The sequence below is a fragment of the Myxacorys chilensis genome (assembly GCF_059505265.1).
In genome coordinates this window covers 1-4398 of sequence record NZ_JCACKG010000172.1, presented here as the reverse complement: position 1 = coordinate 4398, position 4398 = coordinate 1, and the positions used below count along the sequence as shown (strand labels likewise).

Below are 4398 nucleotides of genomic sequence, written 5' to 3'. Positions count from 1 at the left end.
ATTCGTATCTCTATCTATGCGAAGAAGTGTGTTCGTTGAGCGAGTGCAAGCGTTATACCAATTTAAATTGAGAAGACGGCAAACAACCTAAAGTGAGAAGTGTCGTTCAAGGCTCTACCCATGGGTGGCATTACGTCAATTGAAGTCAAAGAAAGTGTAGAAGATTTAGCCGCACAACTGCGACAAGCGAAAACGCCGAAAGATAAGGAGCGATTGCAAGTTCTCTACTGGCTTAAACAGGACAACCCGCCAAGCATCAGCGCCATTGCTCAATCGACTGGGAAACATCGCAATACGTTGCAAACGTGGTTGATGTTGTACCGAACGGGCGGGATAGAAGCGATGTTGGAAGTGAAGAAATCGCCTGGGGGCGTGCGAGTGATTCCGCAATGGGCAGAAGATACGTTGGCAAAGCGGTTAGACGACCCGGAACATGGATTTGCCAGCTATGGAGCGGTGCAACAGTGGTTGTCGGAAACCTTGGGCGTTGAAGCTGAGTACCATGCGGTCTACCAGATGACCCGTTATCGACTCAAAGCTAAGCTCAAGGTTGCTCGTCCTCAACATTGTAAGCAAGACCGCGAGCAGCGAGAGGCTTTTAAGCAAACCTTGCAGACGACCTCAACCTACTGAGTCAGTATGCTCACCAAGTCCAGCAAACTGAGCGACCGATTCGCTACTTTGCTCAAGATGAAAGTCGTTTTGGGCTCAAGACAATCGTTGGACGACTGATCACCGCTTGCGGCATCAAACCGATTGGATCGTGGCAGTGGGTGTTCAAAGCCTTTTGGCTCTATGGAGCCGTTGAACCTGTAACTGGAGAATCCTTTTTGCTGCAATTCTCCCATGTCGATACCGAGTGCTATCAACGGTTTTTGGATGAGTTCTCGAAAGCGTATCCAAATAGTCTCAACATTCTTCAAGTCGACAATGGGCGGTTTCACAAGGGCAAGGACTTAGTTGTGCCAGAAAACATCATTCTGTTGTTTCAACCGCCTTACTGCCCAGAGTTAAATCCGATTGAGCGATTGTGGGAACAGCTTAAGGCAGACCTCAAGTGGGCTTCGTTCAAGACGTTAGCTCAACTGCAAACCAAAGTCGATCAACTCCTGTCCGAGTTAACACCGGAAGTGATTGCTTCACTCACAGGTTATCCTTTTATCTTGGAAGCTCTATCTGCCCTGAACACTGTTTAAATTGATATTAGAAGTGATGTTTCAAGCGGCTTAATCGAAATGATGTAGAAAGCATTCCTTTTCGTGTCAATGCAGCCTCGTTTTTAGACCTTTTGAAGCTTCAATTCTGACACTTTCGAAAGCTCAACACACCCAAGCTCCACGGGTAATCACCGTCGATAAGAATGCGGCCTACCCCGTGGCAGTCGAAGCACTGAAAGCAGATGAAACGCTGGCAACAGAGACCGAATTGCGGCAGAGCAAGTACATGAACAATGGGATTGAGCAGGATCATCGCACCATCAAGCGATTGACAAAACCAATGATGGGATTTGGGTCATTTAACACGGCAAGACGAACACTTCAAGGAATTGAAGCGATGAGTATGATTTGCAAAGGACAAGCAAATGGAATCGAACGAGGGAACAGTGTGTCTCAAGTAAAATTCATTGAGCAACTCTTTGGAATTAGTGCTTAATGCAACGCGAACGAGATACTTCGTTTGTCACTAAAAAGTATTTGCGACACAACCGTAAAAGCAGCCTGAACACAAGTCAGACCTTGAGGTACTGACCCGCCAATCCCAAGCAGCTAATTGGTTGCTTGGATAGTGTTAGAAGATGCTTTGCACGAACCGAGTACTCCTGATTCTGCTGCATTTTAATGCCTCCAGGTCGATCTCAACCAGCACGATTGCACCACTCAACTAAAATCAGACTGCTTGGCTAAAGTGAGCAATTTTCGGGAAAGGGCTGTTTTCTCTGAAAACTTATCCTCACGATTCTTGAGCGATCAACTGTTTGATTTCCTTCAGCCTACGGTTGAGAATCTGCTGACATTCTCGGAGTTGGGCAGGCGACAACTCCGAAAAATCAGTGTTTTCCAGCGCGGTAATCTCTCTTGGTAATTTAGGTTGTTCAGGTGCATTAGCCGGATTGGATTGAGCCAGAATTGCCTTCACTTGCTCATTGATGGTTTGGGTACTCCAACTGTTTGCGATCGCATTTTGCGTCACACCGACCCGAATTTTCTTCGCTTCTGACTCATCAACATCTAAGGCTTCTGCACTCAATTGGTTTAGAATGCGAAGTTTTGCAGGCTCCATTCCTTCATCCCAGACTGCTTGCTTCAAATCATCCGGCAACTTGAGCAAGGGAAGAACATATCGAGAAATTGTCCCTGGATTTTGCTGATAGCTCAGAATGACATCCAAAATCGCCCTTGCTTCCTCTTCCAAACCTGAATTCTCAATCCACTCTTTCTGAACTGAGCGATCGGCAGTCAAAATCTCTGTTAGATCAGCAGATTGATCCCCCCGTCTTAATCGTCGTTTCAACTGCGTCAATGCAGTATTCAGTGCGCGTGGCAATTCAACATCCAATGGCTCTTCTAAAACATCCTTGAGATAAGGGTAGCGATGAGAGCATTGGCAAATGAGAACTTGAGCCATCTCCAAGTCATGCAGTTTCTTTTGGTGAATGGTAGTGGAAACTGCTTTAGATTGAATCTCTAAAAGGTCGATCGCGCCCTTGGCAGGCATAACGACCGACTTTAGGTTTGGCAATCCGCTCAATGTGCCTGAGCGTAATCGTCGCTCTCCATCAAACATCAGGTATGGAAGATTGATGTCATAGAGCGGTTGATCTGCAATAAACAGTCCTTGCTCTTCATACTGTCTCAACTGCGATCGCACTTCATCCGTCATCTCCATCAACAGCACTGGAGCAAGTTGCCCTTCCTCTTTCAGAACACTGGCAAACGCCTGCTGCTGAGCATGAGTGAAAATAATACGCGGTTGCAGCGGATTACGGCTAATGTCCTTAAAGTCAACCTGCTTGATTCCTTGAGTTTCGGACAATTCCTGCACTAAAAACTGAATTTTGGACTCAAGCTCTGTTTTCTCTTTGGAGCTAACTCCACTCGATTTAAGTTCGGCAATCTCTGCTTCTAGTTCTTCGACCCGACCTTTTAGCCGAGAAATCTGCTGGCTTTGTCCGGCATCCGCAAACATAGCGGATGGTTTGATTGCTGGGGGCTTCGGCATAGTGAACTCCTCTAGTTATTTTTTCAAATGTTTGACAATTTCTTTGACGATCGGATCGAAAGATTTCGTGATTTTGTCGTCGGGGCGGTAGAGATGAACTGGAAGTCCTGTGCCACTGGCGCTAAGGAAAAACCCAGATTCTTTGATGTGGGGAAAGCAAGGAATTTCAAGCTGTTCTAGCTGGTAGGGAATCGTATCAACCGGATCGATTTTGTCATTTTTGGTTCCATCAGGTTTAAGACCCAATAAATTACGATGCACAGCTTTCTGCAGATCAACCCGTGATGGAACGAAACCTAGAATTTCAGGACGAGGACGCAGACGGAGCGAATCTACTTTCTCGTAAAACCAATTCAGCATGTCGCTTGAACTCCAGGAGTCTTTAAACTCTGGTTTAATCGCAGCAATGAAATGGGTTGCGGCTGCCAGGGCAATGAGTCCCATTGGTTCAACCGAGGCGGGCGTGTCAATAATGATGACATCTGCATCGATCGGGTAGTCTTCCAGCCGATCCTTCAGAACTTCATAGGGACGCTCGTGTAGATGCAATCCTCGAATCGCTGTATGCAGAGGAGAACCACCTCGGATGACTTGAACCAACTTCGTGTGGTCTTCCCAAACTGGAACTAGCGGATAGTCCCCTTTGAATTGGCGTTCAAAGAGACACGCGATCGAGTCTTCTACTTCATCCGGTCGCAGCTTAGGAAGCCCGGTAAATAAGGCGAGAGAACCATTTGGATCGAGTTCGATCAATACTACTCGAAGCTTCTTCTTTGCCAGGGCGTAGGCAAGATGGCTGGCTAATGTCGTTTTTCCAGAACCGCCTGTATTGCTTTCGATCGTAAGTCTAACCTGCATAAGTTCAGTGTCCGTATTCTACTGTTAGGGCATGATCAACTGATAAAAAATGCTTTGTCTACATCAAGTTGCGGCTAATTGAGTCTCTTGAATCGATTGTTCTACGTCATGCAAAACGCCTTGTACCACAACTTTTGAGGGTGTACTGCAACGTTGCGGTACAAGGCAACGCTTCGATAATCTTTAAGCGTTGATTTCATATACTACTGAATTTCTCTCGATTTCCAACAAAATTCTACGCCCTGTTTTTAATTTTTTGTTTTTAATTTCTATTAACCTGGCAACAATTGAAGTTGCATCTTGTTTGCGGCATAAGCGATG

The 4398-nt window shown here is 46.0% G+C and carries 5 protein-coding genes; 3 read left to right on the top strand and 2 right to left on the bottom strand.

The features are described from left to right. The first annotated feature begins 120 nt into the window (after nucleotides 1-120). The 3 genes from AC5JLB_RS13925 (at nucleotide 121) to AC5JLB_RS13915 (ending at nucleotide 1653) form a co-directional block, all read left to right on the top strand. The gene (locus AC5JLB_RS13925) at nucleotides 121-633 is read left to right on the top strand and encodes a helix-turn-helix domain-containing protein (RefSeq protein ID WP_495874425.1); all 513 of its coding nucleotides are present in this window, start codon (nucleotides 121-123) and stop codon (nucleotides 631-633) included. Next, nucleotides 630-1196 (top strand): IS630 family transposase, encoded by a 567-nt coding sequence (locus AC5JLB_RS13920; protein WP_495874427.1) that lies wholly within the window; start codon nucleotides 630-632, stop codon nucleotides 1194-1196. The genes AC5JLB_RS13925 and AC5JLB_RS13920 overlap by 4 nt, the downstream gene beginning before the upstream one ends. A gap of 103 nt (nucleotides 1197-1299) precedes the next feature. Next, nucleotides 1300-1653 carry a DDE-type integrase/transposase/recombinase gene (locus tag AC5JLB_RS13915; RefSeq protein WP_495874426.1) on the top strand — a complete coding sequence of 118 codons (354 nt, stop codon included), beginning with the start codon at nucleotides 1300-1302 and terminating at the stop codon, nucleotides 1651-1653. A gap of 297 nt (nucleotides 1654-1950) precedes the next feature. Here AC5JLB_RS13915 and AC5JLB_RS13910 read toward each other — a convergent pair whose 3' ends face one another. Next, entirely contained in the window at nucleotides 1951-3219 is a 1269-nt protein-coding gene (locus AC5JLB_RS13910) for a hypothetical protein (RefSeq protein ID WP_495874424.1), read from the bottom strand. 15 nt (nucleotides 3220-3234) lie between these two features. Beyond that, the gene (locus tag AC5JLB_RS13905; protein ID WP_495874423.1) at nucleotides 3235-4077 is read right to left on the bottom strand and encodes a ParA family protein; all 843 of its coding nucleotides are present in this window, start codon (nucleotides 4075-4077) and stop codon (nucleotides 3235-3237) included. Nucleotides 4078-4398 lie beyond the last annotated feature (321 nt).